Annotated in this window: 15 protein-coding genes and 3 tRNA genes; 7 read left to right on the plus strand and 11 right to left on the minus strand. The window is 60.3% G+C overall.

Annotation, left to right across the window (positions count from 1 at the left end; genetic code table 11):
* Positions 1–86: 86 nt before the first annotated feature.
* The 5 genes from NTD81_RS13490 to NTD81_RS13510 all read right to left on the minus strand — a co-directional run bounded on the left by NTD81_RS13490 (position 87) and on the right by NTD81_RS13510 (position 5,554).
* Positions 87–1,766 (minus strand): WD40 repeat domain-containing protein, encoded by a 1,680-nt coding sequence (locus tag NTD81_RS13490; RefSeq protein WP_262183081.1) that lies wholly within the window; start codon positions 1,764–1,766, stop codon positions 87–89.
* A gap of 12 nt (positions 1,767–1,778) precedes the next feature.
* A complete protein-coding gene (gene ribA / locus NTD81_RS13495; RefSeq protein WP_262183082.1) occupies positions 1,779–2,390 on the minus strand; it encodes a GTP cyclohydrolase II in 612 nt (203 codons plus the stop codon).
* A gap of 35 nt (positions 2,391–2,425) precedes the next feature.
* Entirely contained in the window at positions 2,426–3,433 is a 1,008-nt protein-coding gene (locus NTD81_RS13500; RefSeq protein ID WP_262183083.1) for a formylglycine-generating enzyme family protein, read from the minus strand.
* 32 nt (positions 3,434–3,465) lie between these two features.
* Positions 3,466–4,203: a class I SAM-dependent methyltransferase gene (locus NTD81_RS13505; RefSeq protein ID WP_262183084.1), complete on the minus strand. Its 738-nt coding sequence runs from the start codon at positions 4,201–4,203 to the stop codon at positions 3,466–3,468.
* 415 nt (positions 4,204–4,618) lie between these two features.
* Positions 4,619–5,554, minus strand: coding sequence for a LysR family transcriptional regulator (locus NTD81_RS13510; protein WP_262183086.1), 936 nt, complete (start codon positions 5,552–5,554; stop codon positions 4,619–4,621).
* A 96-nt stretch (positions 5,555–5,650) separates the two neighbouring features.
* On the opposite strand from NTD81_RS13510, the gene NTD81_RS13515 reads away from it, so the two are divergent.
* From NTD81_RS13515 to NTD81_RS13525, 3 genes are read left to right on the plus strand one after another with little or no spacing between them, the layout of a single operon-like run.
* On the plus strand, positions 5,651–6,193 hold the full coding sequence (locus NTD81_RS13515) for a DMT family transporter (RefSeq protein ID WP_262183092.1): 543 nt from the start codon (positions 5,651–5,653) through the stop codon (positions 6,191–6,193).
* A gap of 13 nt (positions 6,194–6,206) precedes the next feature.
* The gene (locus NTD81_RS13520; protein ID WP_262183093.1) at positions 6,207–7,289 is read left to right on the plus strand and encodes an efflux RND transporter periplasmic adaptor subunit; all 1,083 of its coding nucleotides are present in this window, start codon (positions 6,207–6,209) and stop codon (positions 7,287–7,289) included.
* Positions 7,286–10,357: a MexW/MexI family multidrug efflux RND transporter permease subunit gene (locus NTD81_RS13525; protein ID WP_262183094.1), complete on the plus strand. Its 3,072-nt coding sequence runs from the start codon at positions 7,286–7,288 to the stop codon at positions 10,355–10,357. Before NTD81_RS13520 ends, NTD81_RS13525 begins: the two co-directional genes overlap by 4 nt.
* 138 nt (positions 10,358–10,495) lie before the next feature.
* On the opposite strand, the gene NTD81_RS13530 is transcribed toward NTD81_RS13525, so the two are convergent.
* The 6 genes from NTD81_RS13530 to rluD form a co-directional block, all read right to left on the minus strand.
* Positions 10,496–10,571: transfer RNA gene (locus NTD81_RS13530), tRNA-Lys, on the minus strand.
* 5 nt (positions 10,572–10,576) lie between these two features.
* Positions 10,577–10,653: transfer RNA gene (locus tag NTD81_RS13535), tRNA-Pro, on the minus strand.
* 10 nt (positions 10,654–10,663) lie between these two features.
* Positions 10,664–10,739 (minus strand) — tRNA-Asn (locus NTD81_RS13540).
* Between the two features lie 309 nt (positions 10,740–11,048).
* Positions 11,049–13,613, minus strand: a complete 2,565-nt coding sequence (gene clpB, locus NTD81_RS13545) for an ATP-dependent chaperone ClpB (RefSeq protein ID WP_262183095.1) — start codon at positions 13,611–13,613, stop codon at positions 11,049–11,051.
* Between the two features lie 239 nt (positions 13,614–13,852).
* Complete coding sequence (gene pgeF / locus NTD81_RS13550) at positions 13,853–14,578, minus strand: peptidoglycan editing factor PgeF (RefSeq protein WP_262183096.1); 726 nt, start codon at positions 14,576–14,578, stop codon at positions 13,853–13,855.
* Between the two features lie 6 nt (positions 14,579–14,584).
* Positions 14,585–15,559, minus strand: a complete 975-nt coding sequence (gene rluD, locus NTD81_RS13555) for a 23S rRNA pseudouridine(1911/1915/1917) synthase RluD (protein ID WP_262183097.1) — start codon at positions 15,557–15,559, stop codon at positions 14,585–14,587.
* 150 nt (positions 15,560–15,709) lie between these two features.
* On the opposite strand from rluD, the gene NTD81_RS13560 reads away from it, so the two are divergent.
* The 4 genes from NTD81_RS13560 to NTD81_RS13575 all read left to right on the plus strand — a co-directional run bounded on the left by NTD81_RS13560 (position 15,710) and on the right by NTD81_RS13575 (position 20,109).
* Positions 15,710–16,693: an outer membrane protein assembly factor BamD gene (locus tag NTD81_RS13560; protein WP_262183098.1), complete on the plus strand. Its 984-nt coding sequence runs from the start codon at positions 15,710–15,712 to the stop codon at positions 16,691–16,693.
* A gap of 257 nt (positions 16,694–16,950) precedes the next feature.
* Entirely contained in the window at positions 16,951–17,190 is a 240-nt protein-coding gene (locus NTD81_RS13565; protein ID WP_262183540.1) for a PP0621 family protein, read from the plus strand.
* The gene (locus NTD81_RS13570; protein ID WP_262183099.1) at positions 17,180–18,769 is read left to right on the plus strand and encodes a sensor histidine kinase; all 1,590 of its coding nucleotides are present in this window, start codon (positions 17,180–17,182) and stop codon (positions 18,767–18,769) included. Before NTD81_RS13565 ends, NTD81_RS13570 begins: the two co-directional genes overlap by 11 nt.
* 2 nt (positions 18,770–18,771) lie before the next feature.
* Positions 18,772–20,109, plus strand: a complete 1,338-nt coding sequence (locus NTD81_RS13575) for a sigma-54-dependent transcriptional regulator (protein WP_262183100.1) — start codon at positions 18,772–18,774, stop codon at positions 20,107–20,109.
* Positions 20,110–20,118 lie beyond the last annotated feature (9 nt).

Genomic DNA, 20,118 nt, shown 5'->3' on the forward strand with positions numbered 1-20,118 from the left:
AGCACGGGATGCCCTTGCAACAAGGGCTACGCCCAGTCGCCAAAGCACCGAACCCGCGCCGGCCAATGCTTATTGCTCGGACTCGCTCAAGCCTCGATGGGATACAGCCGACCATCGTAGGAACTGGCGATAAAGGCGCCTGCCTCCGGTGCATAGGTGATGCTGGAGATCCCACTGGTGGTGGGCTTGCGCTGGCTGACCCAACTGCGGCTGTGCAGATCAAACAGCGCCACCGTCCCGCCGTAACTACCGGTGGCGATCAGCTTGCGATCGGCCGAGGTGGCGATGCACTTCACCGAATGCTGATGGGGCGTGGTGAACGCCTCGCTTTGCCCATCACGCCACAGGCGCAGCTTTAAGTCGCGACCGATGCTCGCAAAACCGCCGTCAATACTGGCGCAGCCATTAGAAATACGCTCATGGGCCCGCTCGATATAGCGGTCCAGGGCGTAATCCGAAATGCGGTGGAAGGCCACCGCCGCCGTGGCACACACGCTGAACAGGTACTGCTCATCGGCGGCAATGCCTTTGATGGCGTTATCGTGCAGTTGGATTTCCCCTTGATATTGCACCTGGCCCTGCTCATCGAGGGCAAACAGCAGCGCCTCGCCGGTATAGGTACCGACCGCCGCGTGCAACTTGCCGTCGCGGTAATAGGTGGTGGCGCAATTGAGTGGCGAGCGGTGCTGGTACAGCAGTTGGCCGCTGACGGCATCGTACACCTGGCCCATTTGCCCGCCCGTGAGGATGCTGTCAGCAAAGGGCAGCAAGAAGTTACACAGGCTGCCAATTGGCGTGCTGGGCTGACCGTTGATCAGCAACAATCCGGCGTCGCCGATGGCATAGGTATGGCCGCCATGACGCACCACCGCATTGAGGCTAACGGCCTCTCCAATGCCGTCTAAATCCCACTCGCCAGTGACGTGGTTCCACAGCCCGTAAGTGGAGCCGAACGTGACAAAGGCAATCTGCTGCTCACCGACAAAGGTGCAACTGCGCGGCCAGATCAAACTGGGCAGCGAACTTTGCGCCAGCTTATGGAATTTACCGCCCTCGACCTGCCACAAAACCACAGAACGGTCGTAACTGAGGCTGATCAACCAGCGCTTGCGATCATCCCAGACCACCCGCTTAATTCCCGCCGCATGGGCTTGTAGGCTGAACTTATTCGCGCCGTCGATGAGGGTTAAGCGGCCTTCGTCATCCCCCGCGAAGATCGTGCCGTCACTGGCCAGGGCGATGGTGTCGGTCTCCACGCCATCGAGGTCGATGCTTTCCAGTTGCTCGCCAGTGCCGACCTGCCAACGGCGAATCGTGCCGTCGTCGCTGCTGGAAATCAGGGTGGCGCCGTCGGCCGCCCAGCTCACGGAGATCACATCACTCTGATGGCCACGCAGCACGTTAAGGCAAGCGCCCGTGGCCACATCAAACAGGCGGATGGTGTGATCACGCGAACAGGTGGCCACGGTGTCGCCGGCGGGGTTGAAGGCGGCCATTTCCACGTCATCCTCATGGCCGACCAAGGCCACTTTCAGACGCAGACTGGGCACGTCCCAAATCCGCGCGCTGTAGTCACTGCTGGCACTGACCAGCAAGGTGCCGTCGGGGCTAAAGGCGCATTGGTTGGCCAGGTGATCATGCAGCACCCGGTGTATGGCTTGTTTTGTTTGCACATCCCACAAGATCACCTGGTTGTCGTAACCGGCGGTGGCGATATAACGCTGGGCAAAACTGGCGATTCCGCTAATCGGGGCAAAGTGTTTCATTGCAAACGCTCCTTATTGTTCAGCCAACACATCCAATTTGATGGCGTGATTCTTTTGCTTGGCCTTGGCCCGCAGGTAGCCCTGGTTATGGGCCGTGACATACACCCCGGTGGGGATGACCTCGACCACATCAATGCCCAGCTCACGCAGGGCCTCGACCTTGTCCGGGTTATTGGTCATCAGGCGGCAGCGCTGCACGCCCAAGGCGCCGAGCATTTGCGCGGCGGCGGTAAAGTCGCGGCCATCATCGGGAAAGTTGAGCCGGCGATTGGCCTCAAAGGTGTCGAGGCCGGCGTCTTGCAAGCGATAAGCCGCCAACTTGGCGTACAGGCCAATACCGCGCCCTTCCTGGCGCAGGTACAGCAGCACACCGCCTTCACGGCCCATGCGCTCCAAAGCTTCATGTAACTGGGCGCCGCAGTCGCAGCGCTGCGAGGCGAAAATATCGCCGGTTAAACACTCCGAATGCAGGCGCACCAACGGCGCCTCCTGATCCTGCGCCCCCATCACGATGGCGATGTGTTCTTCCCCCGGCACCAGCCCGTCGAAGGAGACAAAGGTTCCAACCTGACCGTTGGCCAAAATGGGAATTTCAACTGTGCTACTTACCCGGCACGCGTCCATTGCACACCTCTTCATTCATCACGGTGAAGTCATAGCTACAGGCTTTGCGCTAAGCGAAAGCCCATGACGTAGATGGTTCTAGGGAATTTTCCATGACGCCGACTGCAGCGGGCCAAATCACGGAAACGCGAGTAGCTGCCGCCGCGCGCGACGCGGTGGCGGCCTGTGGCGCTGACCAGGTCATCCGTCACAGGCGCACCGCCTGGGTAGGCCTGATAGTCGTCGGCCACGTATTCCTCGACATTGCCGGCCATGTCCAAGCAGCCGAATGGCGAGGCGCCAAGGGCGAACAGGCCCACCGGGGTGGTGCAAAACAACCCCGCCTCGGCGGTGTTGGCATGCAGTGGTGAAAACGCCTGGCCCCAGGGGTATTCCAGGTTATCGGGACCGGCGGCGGCATATTCCCACTCCGCCTCCGTGGGCAGGCGATAGGCCAGCCCGGTTTTGTGCGCCAGCCAGGCCGCGTACTGATCGGCATCCTCGGCCAGAATGCCGCTGACCGGATGATTGGCCCGCTCCTGTGGATAACGGCCTAAAAACCAGTCTTCCGGCAGCCTTGTATAGCCGCTATCTTCGAGGAAATGGCGGTACTCCAGATTAGTCACCGGATAGCGACCGATGCGGTAGGCCGGCAACTGCACGCGGTGACGCGGGACCTCCTTGTTGATCCAGTCACGATCCAGCTGCAGATCGGCCAGATCCGCCATGACCCGATCGACCTCTTGCGCGGCCAAGCCGATGCTCACCTGCGCGGCGGGAATATCGATCATCTGCGGCGCCAACGGCGATAAACGCGGATCCCCCTGCCAAGCCAGCAATTGCCCGGCCTGATAACGCAGCGCTAAGTCGGCCTCGGTGCTGTGCAGCAGCGCCACCAGATGCTCCGGCGCAAGCTGCGTCAGCTCGCGCCACTGCGCTGCGCTAATGGCTAAGTCGCGCATGGCCGTGTAGGACTCGGGCAGGCCTAATAAAGCGCGGTCGCTCAGGCTAGGCGACGCCTTTTGCAAGGCCTGCGGACAATGAAAATGCTCTAACAACCCCATATGCACATCCCCTGTTCGGTCACGCAGGCGGCTCAATGGCGACAGTTCAAGCCTGTCTGCAGGCAGTTGTTCTGGAAGGTGTCCCAGAATCCTGGGGTGTAGCGCTTGATGTCGCTTTCCAGCAGCAACGGCTTTTGCCAATGCACCTGGCTCAGGCCCGCTGCGGCAATCGCCTGCTCGTAGTCCTGGCGGCTCCAGCGGAAGAAGGTGAAGGGGCTCGGCGGCGTGGTGACGAATTCGGCCTGGTGACGAAAACCGCCCTGCCAAGGTTCTTCAGTGCGGACATGCACGCCATAGGTGGTGAAATTTCCCTGGCTAAGCTGAAAATCCGGCTCCACCGTATAGGCCACCAGACGCCCGCCCGGCTTGAGGTTACGCGCCACAGCCTGGAACATTTTTTGCAGGTCACTGAGCGACTCCGCGTAATTGAACAGCCAGGCCGCCATGACCATGTCGAACTGGCCCAAGGACTCCAGTTCACACACGTTGCGCACATGAAATTCGATGTTGTCGCCCTGCTTGCGTGACTCCTCCTGAGCCAGCTCAATCATCTTCGCCGAGATGTCCACACCTACCACGCTGGCCGCGCCTTTTTTCAGCAGCTCACGGCCAAAAAAGCCATAGCCACAGGCCAGATCCAGCACGTGTAGGCCCTCGACGTCGCCGGCCATGTGCATCAGTGTGCGGATCTCCACCGCGCGCTGAGCAGCGGTATCAGTGAAATTTTCGAACAACCCGCCAATCGTGTCGTAATCCGCTTCCTTTTTCATACGCCTCCTGAGTTGCTAATAGTCTTACCGCTCGCTGAACCCTCCACCCTGACCCTATACGGCGCTTCTTAAAGAGATTTTTCAAAAATCGAAAATCGACAAAAAACTGAAATATCTCGAAAAAAAGCAGCCAAAAGACATGATCATGGCGAAATCATTTGCAGCGCGAATAAATCTTTAGCAGCCACTGATAAAGATCCAATTCTTTTTTCGCATGAATAATATTCATACGGAGAATTGTCAGACAGTTATTCAGAAGGCGATCAGCAGCCGGACACTCAAACGCCCGGATACCGGCTAACACAGAAGTGCGTAAGGGCCTGTGGCCATCAAAGCCAGCTGAACAACAGGCGCGATTTTTAGCGACAAAAGGCCAAGCCGTGGCCGCTAAGATGAATAGATAGCGTGCACATTATTAGCTTTGTGGATCATTTTGGCAGACGTGCGCATTATTAACGGCCTGCATGATCACCCCCCTTAGCCAGCTGTGGGCAGGGTCCGCCTCGCGGCGCTGATGCCAGATCAACTTGAAGTCAAAGGGCGCAATCGCCAGGGGCGGCTCGAACACCCGCACGCGCGGGTCATGACCAATCGCGCTAAGGCTGCGCCGGGCTACGGTGAGAACCAAATCAGTGCCGGCAATCAGCTCATTGGCCACGCCCCAATGCGGCAAGGTCACGGTAATACGCCGACTCAAACTTTCGCGCTTTAACGCCAGGTCAATCTCACCATCGATGCCAGAGCGCATGGCTACCAACACATGGGGGCGCGCCAGCCAACTGGCCTGATCCAACGAGCCGCTCTCCTGCAAGGTGCTGGCATCGGCCAGACAGGCAAAGCGCTCAACAAACAGCGTGCGCACGCGTAAATCCTCGTGTAAGTGCTCGGGGTAAACCCCCACTGCCATATCACTCTCACCGTCGATTACGTCGGCCATCATCGTCTCACGGCTGCTTTGCGTGACCACTAGGTCAATGCCCGGCGCCGTGGCACGTAAGGCTTTTACCAGCTCAGGCAACAGCACCCGCGCGCCGTAATCGGACATGGCCAGACGAAACACCCGCTGCGCCTGGCTAGGGTCAAATTGCGGCGGCTCCAGCAAAGCGCCCAACTGGCCAAGGGCCTCGTTGAGCGGCTGAGTCAGCTCGGCCGCCCGCGCGGTTAGCTCCAATTTGCCGTTACGCCGGATCAGCAATGGGTCATCAAACAATTTGCGCAGATGGGCCAAGGCATGACTGACCGCTGGCTGGCTCTTGTGCAAGCGCAACGCAGCCCGGGAGATGTGCTTTTCCAGCAACAGTACGTGCAGGGTTACCAGTAGGTTGAGGTCGATACGCCTTAATTTATTCATCTAGAGAATACCTCAAATGATTATTACGAATTTCCATTCAAAATATTAATAAATAAAAATTCGCCCCACGACAACTACATAAATCCGGGGTATCCCATGTCGTCCTACCTCAACTTCTCTGGCGTGGCCCTGGCCGTCGCCGCCGTGGTCGCCGGTGCACTAGTCCCCCTCCAAGCCGGCAGCAATGCCAGCCTGGGCCGCGCGTTAGGCCATCCACTGTGGGCCACCATCGCTTCCCTGTTAGTCAGCCTGCTGGTCGTATTGCCGGTGCTATTGGCTATGCGCGCCCCGGCGGCGCAACTGAGCCAGGCCAGCAGCCTGCCGCTGTGGGCCTGGTTTGGCGGCGTAGCCGGCGTCATTTACATCACCAGCGCCCTGATGCTCACGCCGCGCCTGGGCGCCACCAGCTTTATCATCTGCGTGATCAGCGGGCAGATGCTGACCTCACTGCTGATGGATCATTTCGGCCTCATGGGCCTGCCCGTCAAGGAAGCCAACCTGGGCCGCGTGGCCGGGGTTGTGCTGATTTTCATCGGCATGCTGTTAGTCCAGTGGTACACCCCAGCCAACCCGGCTACAGCGACAGCAACGTTGAGCCACGCCGAACCTGCCAGCGCCGTCAGCAGTGGCAAGCCTTAGGGCCGTGCCCAGCGTGAAAAAAGCACTACTACTGGCCGCCGTAACGCTATTGGCGGGAGCAGGCGCCTATGTTTGGTGGAGCCATGACGCCCGCCCTGAAGAGGCGCCGCCACCCGCCAGCATCAAGGTGGCACTGGGTGAAGTGCGCAGCCAAACCATCCCGCGCTATCACCGCAGCGTCGGCACCTTGGAAGCGCTGCAACAGGTGCAGATCAGTGCCGAAGTCGAAGGCCAGGTGCGTGCTCTGCACTTCGACTCCGGGCAACAGGTCAAGGCCGGCGAGCCGCTGCTGCGTCTCAACGATGCCCCCGAACAAGCCCAACGCCTGCGTCTGCGCGCGCAACTGCGCAACGCCGAGCAGCGCCTGAAACGCATCAATCAATTGCTACCCAGTCGCGCCAGCACCCCCGAGCAACAGGATCAGGCCCGCAGTGAGCGCGACGCCCTACGCGCCGAGCTGGCCCAGCAAGACGCCCTGATCGACCAGAAAAATATCCGCGCGCCGTTTAGCGGCCAGCTCGGTGTGCGCCGGGTCAATCTGGGCCAACACCTCAACCCCGGCGACGCCATTGTCAGCCTCAGCGACAACCGCCACTTGCGCGTTAACTTCGCCTTAGAAGAACAGCTCAGCGCCCAGCTACAGCTCAACCAGAGTGTGGAGTTACGTCTGCCGGCGGTGCCTGACCACGTCTTTATGGCGCGTATCAACGCCATTGAACCGATCCTCGACAGTGCGCGCATGGCCCAGATTCAGGCGCGTCTTGAACAGCCTGCCGCCCCCTTGGCCGCCGGCATGTTTGCCGATGTCCAGGTGCGCCGCCCCAGCACTGGCCCGAGCCTGAGCGTGGAGCAAACCGCAATCGTCGCCAGCGCTTATGGCGACACGGTGTTCATCGCCGAACCCAATGGCGCAGGCTGGCGCGCCAAACGGGTGGCGGTGCAAACCGGCGACAGCTGGGGCAATCGCATCGAAGTGCTTAGCGGCCTGAAAGCTGGGCAAAAGGTCGTGCTTTCCGGGCAGATCAAACTCAGCGACGGCAGCCCGCTGCAAGCGGTGCGCCACAACAGCCTCGCCCCCGACGGTAGCGCGCCGTGAGCTTCACCGACCGCTTTATTCGCCGCCCGGTGTTGGCCCTGGTGGTAAATGCGGTGCTGTTGCTGATCGGTTTGCTGGCCATTCAATTGCTGCCCATCCGCCAATACCCGCTGCTGGAAAACGCCACCATCAGCATCACCACCCAATATCCCGGCGCGCCGGCTGCGCTGATGCAGGGCTTCGTCACCCAGCCCATCGCACAGTCCGTGGCCTCGGTGGAGGGCATCGATTACCTCAGCTCCAGCTCGGTGCAGGGCACCAGCCGAATTGATGTGCGCCTGCGCCTCGGCCAAGACTCCAGCCAGGCACTGACCGAGGTCATGGCCAAGGTCAATCAGGTGCGCTATCGCCTGCCAGACGAGGCCTATGACCCGGTGATAGAGCGTTCCAACGGCGACTCCACCGCCGTGGCCTATGTCGGCTTCGCCAGCCAAACGTTATCCGCCGCCGCCCTGAGCGATTATCTGGCGCGCGAAGTGGAGCCGATGTTTTCCGCCATCGAAGGCGTGGCCAAGGTGGAAACCTTTGGCGGCCAGCGCCTGGCCATGCGCCTGTGGCTGGACCCGGCGCGCCTGGCCGCCCGCAGCCTGACCGCTCAGGATGTGGCCGCCGCGATCCGCGCGCAAAACTATCAAGCCGCCCCCGGCCAGGTGAAGGGTCAGTACTGGCAGGCCAGCATTGAGGTCAACAGCGACCTGGGCAGCGTCGAGCAGTTTCGCGACTTGGTGATTCTCAGTAACGCCCAGGGGCTGGTGCGCATCCGCGATATCGGCACGGTCGAGCTGGCCGCTGCCGCCAGTGACACCAGCGCCTTGATGGATGGCGAACCCGCGGTGCATCTGGGCTTGTTTGCGGCGCCCCTGGGCAATCCGCTGGAGATTGTCGCGGCGATCAAGCAGCAGCTTAAGCACATCCGCCAGACTCTGCCGCCCGGGGTCAAAGTGGAGCTGGCATTTGAGACGGCCCGGTTTATCCAGGCCTCCATCGACGAGGTCATGAGCACCTTGGTCGAAGCCATGCTGATTGTGGTGCTGGTGATCTATCTGTGCCTGGGCTCGCTGCGCACGGTGCTCATCCCCATCGTCGCCATCCCGCTGTCATTACTGGGCGCCGCCGGTCTGATGCTGGCGTTTGGCTTCAGCATCAATTTGCTCACCCTGCTGGCCATGGTGCTCGCCATCGGTCTGGTGGTGGACGACGCCATCGTGGTGGTGGAAAACACCCACCGGCATATGAGCGAAGGTAAGTCCGCAGTCAGCGCCGCCCTGCTCGGCGCCCGTGAAGTGGCGGCGCCCGTGATCAGCATGACCTTAACCCTGACCGCCGTGTACGCGCCCATCGCCTTTATGGGCGGGCTGACCGCTGCGCTGTTTCGCGAATTTGCCCTGAGCCTGGCCGGCGCGGTGGTGATCTCCGGCGTGGTCGCCCTGACCCTGTCACCGGTCATGGCCTCGCTGATTCTGCGCCCCGATGACCACAGTCGCGTAGCACGCCTGGCCAATCACCTGTTCGATAGCAGCGCCCGGCATTACAGCCGCCTGCTGCAACTGAGCCTAGGCCATCGTTTAATCAGCCTGCTGGTGGCGCTGCTCGTGCTGTTCAGCCTGCCGTGGCTGTACCAAAACGCCCAGCATGAACTGGCCCCGGTGGAAGATCAGGCCAATCTGCTGACCTCAATCAAAGCACCGCAATACGCCAACCTGAATTACAGCGAGGCCTTTTCACGCAAGCTCGATGAGGTCTACCAACGCCTGCCGGAAACCACCAGCCGCTGGATTATCAATGGCACCGACGGCCCGGCCACCAGCTTTGGCGGCATCAACCTGTCGCTGTGGGATCAGCGTGAACGCGATGCCGCCGCGATCCAGGCCGACCTGCAAGGCCTGGTAGATGAAGTCGAGGGCAGCGCTATTTTTGTCTTCCAACTGCCCGCCCTGCCCGGCTCCACCGGCGGCATGCCGGTGCAACTGGTGCTGCGCACCCCTCAGGATTACCGCAGCCTGTACGAGAGCATGCAGCAGCTTAAACAACAGGCCCGCGACAGCGGCCTGTTTGCCGTGGTCGACAGCGACTTGGACTACAACAACAGCGTGCAGCGCCTACTGATCGACCGTGACAAGGCCAACGCCATCGGCGTGAGCATGGCTGACATAGCCGAGTCGCTGGCGGTGCTGGTGGGGGAAAACTACGTCAATCGCTTCGCCCTGCATGGTCGCTCCTACGACGTGATCCCTCAGGCTAACGCGGCCGACCGCTTCGATGCCCAAGCCCTGGCGCAGCAATATGTGCGCAGCCGCGACGGCCAACTGGTGCCGCTATCCGCCTTGGTACGCCTGGAGCGCAGCACCGAGCCCAATAAACTGACGCAGTTCAACCAGCAAAACGCCGCCACCTTGCAGGCCATCCCCGCGCCCGGCGTCAGCCTGGGCCAGTGCGTAGCCTTTTTAGAGCAAGCCAGCGCCAAGCTGGCCGCCGGTTTAAGCCACGACTGGCAAGCCGACGCCCGCCAATACGTTCACGAAGGCAACAGTCTGGTGATTGCCTTCGCTCTGGCAGTGATCATTATTTATCTGGTGCTGGCGGCGCAGTATGAAAGCCTGGTCGATCCACTGATCATCCTGATCACCGTGCCTCTGTCGCTGTGCGGCGCCCTGATTCCCTTAGCGCTGGGCCTGGCCACCGTGAATATCTACACGCAGATTGGCCTGGTCACCTTGATCGGGCTGATCAGTAAACACGGCATTTTGATGGTGGCCTTTGCCAACGAGATTCAGCTGCAGGAACAGCTCGACCGCCATCAGGCGATCATCAAGGCTGCGCAAATTCGCCTGCGGCCGATTCTGATGACCACCGCCGCCATGGTCGTCGGCCTGGTGCCCTTGCTCTTCGCCAGCGGCGCCGGCGCCCACAGCCGCCAGGGACTTGGCTTGGTGATTGTCTGCGGCATGCTCGTGGGCACCCTGTTCACCTTGCTGGTGCTGCCCACCCTGTACAGCTACCTGGCCCGCGACCATCGGGCCGCGCAACAGAGCCAACGCCTTAAAGACATTCAACAGGTCGATCAGTAGAGGCGGCGCCTGCTTAAGCAAAACGCAAACGCCAGAAACGACAAAGCCCGCCATTTAGGCGGGCTCTGCGTATGAGGCACGAATCGAAAGGCTTTTGGCGCTTTCACTAGCGTTGATTGTAAGGCTAGCCGTGAATCATGGTGGGTCGTGTAGGATTCGAACCTACGACCAATTGGTTAAAAGCCAACTGCTCTACCAACTGAGCTAACGACCCAAAAATGGTCGGGGTAGGGGGATTCGAACTCCCGACATCCTGCTCCCAAAGCAGGCGCGCTACCGGACTGCGCTATACCCCGATGAGAAGTTTGGCTCCGCGACCTGGACTCGAACCAGGGACCCAATGATTAACAGTCATTTGCTCTACCGACTGAGCTATCGCGGAACTACTTAACTTCCGTCTCAACTTCACGTTCTAGCTGTTAAACCAGTTCGCTGTGCTGAGGCGCGCCATTTTACGTTTTCACGCACGGGTGTCAACCCCCTAAATTGCTTTTATTCCAATGATTTGCAGAACAAAGGCGTTTTTTTTGCGCAATGGCTATTTTTTGCTCAAGGAGACAGGGATTCTGCTTAATTTTTATACAAATCAGCAGCTTAGCGTCGTTTGTAGAGCAAAATCGCCTCACCAATAAAAAACACCCCGAGCCGCGCTAACGACTCGGGGTGTTTACTACAAGCGGCGATTGCTGAATCAGACGAAGACGATCTCGTCGCCCTCGACCTTGCCGGTAACCGTGGCGCCCGGCTCGAACTTGCCGGCGAGGATCAACTGCGCCAGCGGGTTCTCGATCCACCGCTGAATCGCCCGTTTTAGGGGACGCGCGCCATAGACCGGGTCATAGCCGACAGCGATCAACTTATCGATGGCCTCCTCGCTCAGCTCCAGACTCAGCTCACGTTCAGCCAAGCGGCCACGCAGGCGGCCCAGTTGAATCTGCGCAATACCGGCGATCTGCTCACGACCCAGAGGCTCGAAGATCACCACCTCGTCGATGCGGTTGATGAACTCCGGCCGGAAGTGGCTGGCCACCGCATCCATTACCGCCGCGCGCTGCGCCTCACGATCCCCGGCCAGCTCTTGAATCTGCCCGGAGCCTAAGTTGGAGGTCATCACCACCACGGTGTTCTTGAAGTCGACGGTGCGCCCGTGGCTGTCGGTCAGGCGACCATCCTCAAGCACTTGCAGCAGCACGTTGAACACGTCCGGGTGAGCCTTCTCCACTTCGTCCAGCAGGATCACCGAGTAAGGTTTGCGCCGCACCGCTTCGGTCAGGTAACCACCCTCCTCGTAACCGACATAGCCGGGCGGCGCACCGATCAGGCGAGCCACCGAGTGTTTCTCCATAAACTCGGACATATCGATACGCACCAGCGCCTCTTCGGTATCAAAGAGGAACTCGGCCAAAGCCTTGCACAGCTCGGTTTTACCCACGCCGGTTGGACCTAGGAAGAGGAACGAGCCGCTTGGCCGGTTCGGGTCTGCCAGCCCGGCACGGGAGCGCCGCACGGCGTTGGCCACGGCCACCACCGCTTCGTTCTGGCCGATCACCCGCTGATGCAGCAAGCCTTCCATCTTCAGCAGCTTGTCGCGCTCGCCTTCGAGCATTTTGTTAACCGGGATGCCGGTCCACTTGGAGACGACTTCAGCAATTTCCTCTTCGGTCACCTTATTACGCAGCAGCTGGTTTTCCGGCTTGCCGTGCTGATCGACCATCTGCAGGCTGCGCTCCAGATCCGGAATGATGCCGTACTGCAACTCGGCCATGCGGCTCAGATCGCCTTTACGCCGGGCGTTTTCCAGCTCGGTTTTAGCCTGCTCGATCTGCTGCTGGATTTGCGCAGAGCCCTGCACCTCGGCTTTTTCCGATTTCCAGATTTCTTCGAGATCGGCGTATTCGCGCTCCAGGCGCTGGATATCCTCGTTGAGTTTCTCCAGACGCTTGAGCGTCGCTTCGTCGTCCTCTTTCTTCAGCGCCTGGGCTTCCACCTTTAACTGGATCAGACGGCGCTCCAGACGATCGAGCACCTCCGGCTTGGAGTCGATCTCCATGCGGATACGGCTGGCGGCCTCGTCGATCAGGTCGATGGCCTTATCCGGCAACTGGCGGTCGGTGATATAGCGATGCGACAGCTTGGCCGCCGCGATAATCGCGCCATCGGTGATGGCCACCTTGTGGTGCACTTCGTAGCGCTCTTTGAGGCCGCGCAGAATGGCGATGGTGTCCTCTTCGCTTGGCTCATCGACCAGCACTTTCTGGAAGCGCCGCTCTAAAGCTGCGTCCTTCTCGATGTACTGGCGGTATTCGTCCAGCGTGGTGGCGCCCACACAGTGCAGCTCGCCACGGGCCAGCGACGGCTTGAGCATGTTGCCGGCGTCCATCGAGCCTTCGCCTTTACCGGCGCCGACCATGGTGTGCAGCTCGTCGATAAACAGGATGATCCGTCCTTCCTGCTTGGACAGCTCATTGAGCACGGCCTTCAGGCGCTCCTCGAACTCGCCACGGAACTTGGCGCCGGCAATCAACGCGCCCATGTCCAGCGACAGCAGGCGTTTATCTTTCAGGCCATCCGGCACTTCGCCGTTGACGATGCGCTGGGCCAGGCCTTCGGCGATGGCGGTCTTACCCACGCCAGGTTCGCCGATCAACACCGGGTTGTTTTTGGTCCGGCGCTGCAAAACCTGGATGGTGCGGCGGATTTCATCATCGCGCCCGATCACCGGATCGAGCTTGCCCTCTTCGGCGCGCTTGGTCAGGTCAACCGTGTACTTGTCCAGCGCCTGACGGTTTTCTTCGACGTTAGGGTCGTTCACCGCATCGCCGCCGCGCAGGTTATTCACTGCGTTTTCCAGCGCCTTACGGGTCACGCCCTGGCTGAGCAGGAGCTTGCCCAGCTTAGTGCTGTCATCCATGGCGGCCAGCAATACCAGCTCGCTGGAGATGAACTGATCACCTTTTTGCTGGGACAGGCGATCAGCCTGATTGAGCAGGCGCGCCAAATCTTGCGACAGGTTCACATCGCCCGATGGATTTTGAATTTTGCCGAGCTGATCCAGCTCTTTAGCCAGTGCCTGGCGCAGGCCGTTAATGTCGAAGCCAACCTGCATCAGCAGCGGCTTAATCGAGCCGCCCTGCTGCTCAAGCAAGGCTTGCATCAGGTGAATAGGTTCAATGGCCGAATGATCAAGCCCTACCGCCAAGGACTGCGCATCGGATAGCGCGAGCTGCAATTTACTGGTTAAACGGTCAATACGCATGTGCAAACAACCCTCTTAATGATGGCAGGCCGGCACAGTGAATCGCGCCCAAAGCAAAAGCCTGCTGATGCAGAGTAGATGAGGACGATAAATCGGGTTTCAAGGTGGCGACCATTGACTTGGATCAGTTCAATGGCAGCAAAGGCAGACAAACAGCGCCCTTGAGCGCTTCGTCAGACAAATCAACGCAAGCCCTGGGGGCTAAATAAATGTGGCCGCGAGGCTGGGCAAAACCCAGCTCAATCAACCAGCCAGATCAAACTGGCAAAACGCCCGGTTTGCGCGGCACGCCGGTAGGAGTAAAAACGCGGGTCATTGTAGGTGCACAGACCGCCGCCATACACGGCGATAATGCCCTGAGCAGCCAGACGGATACGGGCGAGTTGGTAAATGTCGGCGATAAACTTGCCAGCGTTGTTGCTCGGCACAAAGGCTTCGCGAGCCGCCGCATGCTGGCTGATAAAAGCCTCACGCACTTCAGGACCGACTTCAAAGGCTTGATTGCCGATGGCCGGACCGAGCCAGGCCAAGACGTTTTCCGCCGGCAGATCCAACTGCGCCACGGTGGCTTCCAGCACCCCGCCAGCCAGTCCACGCCAGCCGGCATGGGCAGCGCCGACGCGGGTGCCAGCACGATCACAGAACAACACCGGTAAACAGTCGGCCGTCAGCACGGCGCAGGCCACGCCACGCTGGCTGGTACAGCTGGCATCGGCGCTCACCACTTGCGTCGGATCAGCCTCGGCCACCGCCGTGCCATGCACCTGTTGCAGCCACGCCGGCTGGCAACCCAGCAGGCTGACCAAACGCTCGCGGTTTTTCGCCACCGAGCGCGGGTCATCGCCCACATGATCACCCAGATTGAAACTGGCGTAAGGCGCCACACTCACCCCACCGGTACGACTGGTGACGCAACTTTTAACTCGAGCCGCAGCGGGCCACTGGGGCGTCAACCAATCGTGCATAGGGGCTTATCCAATAAATGCTTCGCGGTCCTGACGCAGCAGCGTCAGCAACCACACAAAATCATCAGGCAGCGGCGACTGCCATTTCATGCGCTCACCTGTGGTGGGGTGATCCAGCTCCAAGAAGCGCGCATGCAGAGCCTGGCGCGGGAAGTCTTTAAGCGTCTGCACCATACTCGGGTTGGCTGCCGGCGGAATACGAAAACGCCCGGCGTAGACCGGGTCACCCACCAGCGGGTAACCGATATGGCTCATGTGCACGCGGATTTGGTGGGTGCGGCCGGTTTCCAGCTTGACCCGGCTATGGGTGTGCGAGCGGAAGCGCTCCAGCACCCGATAGTGGGTGATCGCCGGCTTGCCACCATCGCTCACCGCCATGCGTTGACGCTGCGAGGAGCTGCGGCCAATCGGCGCGTTGATCTTGCCGCCAGACGGAATCACACCGATCACGATGCACTCATAGATGCGGCTGACCGTGCGCTTTTGCAGCTGGTCGACCAAGCGGGTTTGCGCTTCGATGGTCTTGGCCACCACCATCAAACCGGTGGTGTCTTTATCCAGACGGTGCACGATGCCCGCGCGCGGCACATTAATAATGTCCGGCACATGGTGCAGCAGGGCATTCAATAAAGTGCCATCGGCATGGCCGGCAGCCGGGTGCACGACTAAGCCAGCCGGCTTGTCGATGACCAGAATCTGCTCGTCTTCGTAGACGATATTCAGCTCGATGTCTTGGGCGATCCACTCGCCTTGGGCTTCTTGCTCGGCTTGCAGAGCCAGCAGCGAGCCGCCATGGACGATATCCCGTGGCCGGGCCACGGCGCCGTCGACGGTCAGCAAGCCCTCTTTGATCCAGGCAGACAGACGCGAACGCGAGTGCTCGGCAAACAGGAGTGCGGCGACTTGATCGAGGCGTTGACCGCCCATATCAGAGGGCACCTCGGCGTTCAGTTGAATAAGCTGCTTATTAATAGAGGACATGCTCAATACGAGAGGAAGGCGTAGCCTTTGGTTTCGGCCACAGGCTTGTGGTTAAATACGGCGTCTTTGCCCCAGACATACCAGGGGGGCGCTAATCATAACAGGACGGCTTTGCTCAAGACAGCCGCCGTCACAGGGACGCAAGCCGCCATGCAAGTGAAACACCTGCTGCTGATCGCAATCCTCGCCCTAACCGCCGCCTGTTCCTCCAAGGAGGTGGTTGACGAAAACCTGAGCGAAGCCGAGCTCTACCAGCAGGCGCAAGCCGATCTGGACAATAATAGCTACACCAGCGCAGTCGCCAAGTTGAAGGCGCTGGAGTCGCGTTATCCGTTCGGCCGTTATGCCGAGCAAGCTCAGCTTGAGCTGATCTACGCCAACTACAAAAACGCTGAGCCGGAAGCCGCGCGCTCCGCCGCTGATCGTTTTATCCGTCTGCACCCGCAGCACGCCAACGTCGACTACGCCTACTACCTCAAAGGTTTGGCCTCGTTCGACCAGGACCGCGGCCTAGTCGCGCGCTTCGTGCCGCTGGACATGACCAAGCGTGACCCGGGTGCGGCCCGCGACTCGTACAACGAGTTCGCCCAGCTCACCAGCCGCTACCCCAGCAGCCGCTATGCCCCGGATGCCAAGCAGCGCATGATCTACCTGCGCAACCTGCTGGCCGCCTATGAAATTCACGTCGCGGACTACTACCTGACCCGCCGTGCCTACGTGGCCGCAGCAAACCGTGGCCGTTATGTGGTGGAAAACTTCCAGGAAACCCCATCGGTGGGTGATGGCCTGGCCGTCATGACCGAGGCCTACCAGCACCTGACCCTGGATGATCTGGCCGCCACCAGCTTGGAAACCCTCAAGCTCAACTATCCGGACCACCCAAGCCTGGTGGACGGTAAGTTCGTGCCGCAGACCGCCGACGAAAACGAGCGCTCCTGGCTGGCTAAGCTGACCTTGGGCCTGATCGAAACCGAAACACCGCTGCCACCGGGCGAAACCCGCGCCAGCCAAGACGTGATCAAGCAGTACGAAGAAGCTGAAGAGCAAATCCCTGACGATCTCAAAGCCGGCGTGGTTGAAGAAGAAAAGAGCCGTTCGTTCTTCAGCTACCTGACCTTCGGCCTGTTCGACTAACACGCCCTAGGCCAACCCCCTAGCGCTTAAAAAGGAGGCTCCGGCCTCCTTTTTTAATGCCCGCTGTTTGCCGGCTGCGGCTTAAGCGCCGATTGGCGAGGCCAGCGCCGGCTCTAGCGAAGGCGAAAACCTCAACTCAAACCGATTAAAACGCGCCGCTTGCGCTGACATTGCACCGTCTATTGACCCAGAGCTGGGCGCCGTCAGATGGGTTAGCTAAACTGCGGCCTTATTGTTAGAAAGAGCACGCCATGGGCCTGTTACGCTTGTTGTTCTGGATCGCCTTGATCGCTGCGGCCTTTTGGCTGTGGCGCCGTTTTAAACAGGCTTCGCTGGCACGCCAAAGCGCTGCCAAGCCGTCCCTTGAGCCCACCCCGATGGTGCGCTGCGCCCACTGCGCCGTGCACTTGCCACGCCAGCAGGCCTTGCAGCTGGACGATAAGTGGTACTGCAGCCAGGCCCATCTTGAGCAAGGCCCAACGCGTAATGCCCGCTAACCTCTCGCTTAGCGAGAAGCATAGTTGGCGCGTACTACGCCTTTATCACCTATATCGCTTGGTCATCGGCGCCGCCTTGGCGCTGCTGGTGTCCAGCGAGTTTGACTCCCAACTGTTGGAGCTGGCCCACGCCCAGCTGTTTCGCAGCGGCTGCTGGCTGTACCTGATCCTCAATATCGTCATCATCATTAGCGCACGCCAGCCGAAACAGCTGGCTCAGGTATTTAGCCTAGCGCTGGTCGATGTGCTGTTGCTGTGCGGCCTGTTTTATAGCGCCGGCGGCGCGCCCAGCGGCATCGGTACCTTGCTGATCGTGGCAGTGGCCATCGCCAATATCCTGCTGCATGGACGCATCGGCTTGCTGATCGCCGCTGTTGCCTCGATCGGCATGATTTACCTGACCTTCTACCTCAGCCTCGGCCACCCGGCTGCAGCCGGGCAATATGTTCAGGTCGGCACCTTGGGCGCGCTGTGCTTTGCCGCCGCCCTCTTCGTCCAAGGCCTGACCCGCCGCCTGCACGCCAGTGAAAGTTTGGCCGAGCAGCGCGCCACTGATGTGGCCAACCTTGAAGCACTAAACACCCTGATCTTGCAGCGTATGCGCACCGGTATCCTGGTGCTGGATGAACAACGCCGGGTGCTGCTGGCCAACCAAGGCGCCAACCTGCTACTCGGTCACGCCGAACTCAGCGGCAAGATCCTCGACCCGCACTGCCCCGAGTTGATCAAGCGCTTGCAGCAGTGGCAGCACAACCCCAGCCTGCGCCCCGGCAACCTGCAAGTCGCGCCCAATGGCCGCGAGCTGCAACCCAGCTTTACCTTATTGCAGCGCGGCGCCCAGCATCACACCTTGGTATTCCTCGACGACAGCTCGGAAATCGCCCAACAGGCGCAGCAGCTCAAGCTCGCTTCCTTAGGCCGCTTAACCGCTGGCATTGCCCATGAAATCCGCAACCCCCTGGGCGCCATCAGCCACGCCGCGCAACTGCTGCAAGAGTCCGAAGATTTGCAAGGCGCCGACCTGCGCTTGGCGCAGATTATTCAAGATCACTCGCGGCGCATGGATCTGGTCATCGAGAACGTGCTGCAACTGTCGCGCCGCCGCCAGGCCGAGCCACAGCTGCTGGATTTAAAATACTGGCTGCACCGTTTTGTCAGTGAGTTTCGCGACAGCGCCCCGGCGGATCAGCAACTGCATCTGCAAACCGGCAGCGGCAGTCTGCACACGCGAATGGACCCCAACCAACTGACCCAGGTGATCAGCAACCTGGTCGAGAACGGCCTGCGTTACAGCGCCAAAGACCATGGCAAAGGCCAGGTGTGGCTCAACCTCTATCGTGATGTCAGCAGCGACCTGCCGGTGCTGGAGGTGCTCGACGATGGCCCGGGGATTGCTCCCGAGCAGCTCTCGCACTTGTTCGAGCCCTTCTACACCACCGAAAGCAAGGGCACGGGCTTGGGTTTGTATATATCCCGTGAACTGTGCGCCAGTAACCAAGCCCACCTCGAATATAAACTGCGCGAAGGCGGCGGTAGCTGCCTGCGAATCACCTTTGCCCACCCGCGTAAACTGAGCTGACCATGAACCGCCAAAGAGCGCTGATCGTTGACGACGAGCCGGATATCCGCGAGCTGCTGGAAATCACCCTCGGCCGCATGAAGCTCGACACCCGCAGTGCACGCAATGTTAAGGAAGCGCGTGAGTGGTTGGCCAAGGAGCCGTTTGATCTGTGCCTGACCGACATGCGCCTGCCTGACGGCACCGGTTTGGAGTTGGTGCAGCATATTCAGTTGCGTCACCCGCAACTGCCGGTGGCGATGATCACCGCTTACGGCAGCCTGGATACGGCGATCAATGCACTAAAGGCTGGCGCCTTTGATTTTGTCACCAAACCGGTGGACTTAAGCCGCCTGCGTGAGCTGGTCAGCGCCGCCCTGCGCCTGCGCAGCAAAGATACGCCTGAGCTGCCAGTGGACAGCCGCTTGCTCGGCGACTCGCCGCCCATGCAGCAGATGCGCAAGCAAATCCTCAAGCTGGCCCGCAGTCAGGCACCGGTTTATATCAGTGGCGAATCCGGCAGCGGTAAAGAGCTGGTGGCGCGCCTGATCCACGAACAAGGCTCGCGCGGCGAGCAAGGCTTTATTGCGGTCAACTGCGGGGCGATTCCCACTGAGTTGATGGAAAGCGAATTCTTCGGTCATAAAAAAGGCAGCTTCAGCGGCGCCATCGAAGACAAACAAGGGCTGTTCCAAAGTGCCAACGGCGGCACCTTGTTCCTTGATGAGGTGGCCGACCTGCCACTGCATATGCAGGTGAAGTTGCTCCGTGCGATTCAGGAAAAAGCCGTGCGCACGGTAGGCGCTCAGCAAGAACAAATCGTCGATGTGCGCATCCTCTGCGCCACCCACAAAGACCTGGCCGAGGAAGTCGCCGCCGGGCGCTTCCGCCAGGACCTGTACTACCGCCTCAACGTCATTGAGCTGCGTGTGCCGCCGCTGCGCGAACGCCGCGAAGACATCGGCTTGCTCACCACCATCATGCTCAAACGCTTGGCGCAGAACAGCGGCTTGCCTGCCGCCAAGCTGACCGACGACGCCCTGGAAAAGCTCAAGAACTACCGCTTCCCGGGGAACGTGCGTGAGTTGGAAAACATGCTGGAGCGCGCCTACACCCTGTGTGAGGACGAATGCATCAATGCCTGTGACCTGCGCCTGGCCGAGAGCGGCAGCCCCAGCGACAACAGCGAGGCGAGCCTGGCGCTGGTCAATAACCTGGAAGACTATCTGGAAGGCATCGAGCGCAAGCTGATCGTCCAGGCCCTGGAAGAAACCCGCTGGAACCGCACGGCGGCGGCCCAACGCTTAGGCTTGAGCTTCCGCTCCATGCGCTATCGGCTAAAGAAGCTCGGCATCGACTAGCGACTAGCG

It is taken from the genome of Pseudomonas sp. 5P_3.1_Bac2 (genome assembly GCF_025465995.1).
Lineage (GTDB): Bacteria > Pseudomonadota > Gammaproteobacteria > Pseudomonadales > Pseudomonadaceae > Aquipseudomonas.